General features: G+C 73.3%; 1 protein-coding gene. It reads left to right on the forward strand.

Going from position 1 to position 1146, the window contains the following annotated elements; translation table 11 throughout:
- Positions 1-1146: hypothetical protein (locus tag B8460_RS21480; protein WP_048859634.1), on the forward strand; the 1146-nt coding region annotated here is incomplete at both ends.

Raw genomic sequence — 1146 nt, forward strand, 5'->3', positions numbered from 1 at the left:
CCCCGCGCCCGCCCCCGCGCGCCCGCATCGCGACAAGGCGATCGTCATCGCCTGGCTGGTCGAATGCGCGGCCGTCACGCTCGGCCTCGTGCTCTCGGTCGTCGCCGGCATCGAGGGCAGCGCCGACGGGCCGGCGACCGTTGCCGTCGCCATCCTGCCTTTCGCCGCCCTGTCGGTGATCGAGCTGACGAAGATCCCGCTGGTGCGCCTGACCTTCCGCACCGACCGCCTCTGCTGGCGCATCCTCGGCGCGCTCGCCCTGGTGGTCGTCACCGCCGCCACGTTCGAGAACTTCGTGTTCGGCTTCGAACGCGGCTTCAACGAACGTATCCGCGCCGTGGAGGTCGCCGCCACCCGCGTCGACGACCTGCGCCGTCAGGCGGCGGATGCCGGTGCCGAGGTGCGCGACCTCGACGGGCAGATCGCGCGGCTGCAGGGCGAACTCGGTCGGGTGCAAACCGACGCCGCCGCCGCCCGCCAGCAGGAACAGGGCGACCTGGCCGACGCGCGGAACGATGACGACAGCGCGCGCCTTGATGGCGAACGGCAGCGCCTGCTCGCCGAACAGGCGCGCGCCGACCATGAGCACGACGTCGCCCTCGCGGCGGAGCGCCGGCGCTGCGCCGCCCCGTCCGTGTCGTGCCGCATCACCGCCATCAACAAGGCCTATTACCACCAGCACGAAGCGATCGGCCGCCGGATCGAATCCCTCGACGCCGAGGCCGCCAAGGCGCGCCAGGCACGCACCGATCAGGAGGCAACCGCGCGCCAGCAGCGCGACGCCGACCTGCGGGCCGCGACGGCACGGCAGGCGGCGCTGAGCGCCGATCTCGATCGCCTCACCCAGCGCCGGGCGCAGGCGCGGCAGACGGTCACAACGGCGCAGGACAGCCTCTCGGACGCGCTGCGCACGCGCGACGCGCTGATCGACCGCTCGCAGCTCCACCGCCTCGCCGACATCCTGTACGGCAATCACGAGGACGCGGCGCTGCAACGGACCAAGCGCATCTTCGTCGTCAGCCTCGCCGTCATCGTCGCGGTGATCGGGACGGTGCTGGCGACGCTCTATTATGCCGGACAGGCCGCGCAGGGCCGCCGCCGGCGCCGCCCGCTGGTGGACGCGCTGCGCGCCCTGATCGCGCGCCG

The organism is Acidisphaera rubrifaciens HS-AP3, assembly GCF_000964365.1.
Taxonomy (GTDB): Bacteria; Pseudomonadota; Alphaproteobacteria; order Acetobacterales; family Acetobacteraceae; genus Acidisphaera; species Acidisphaera rubrifaciens.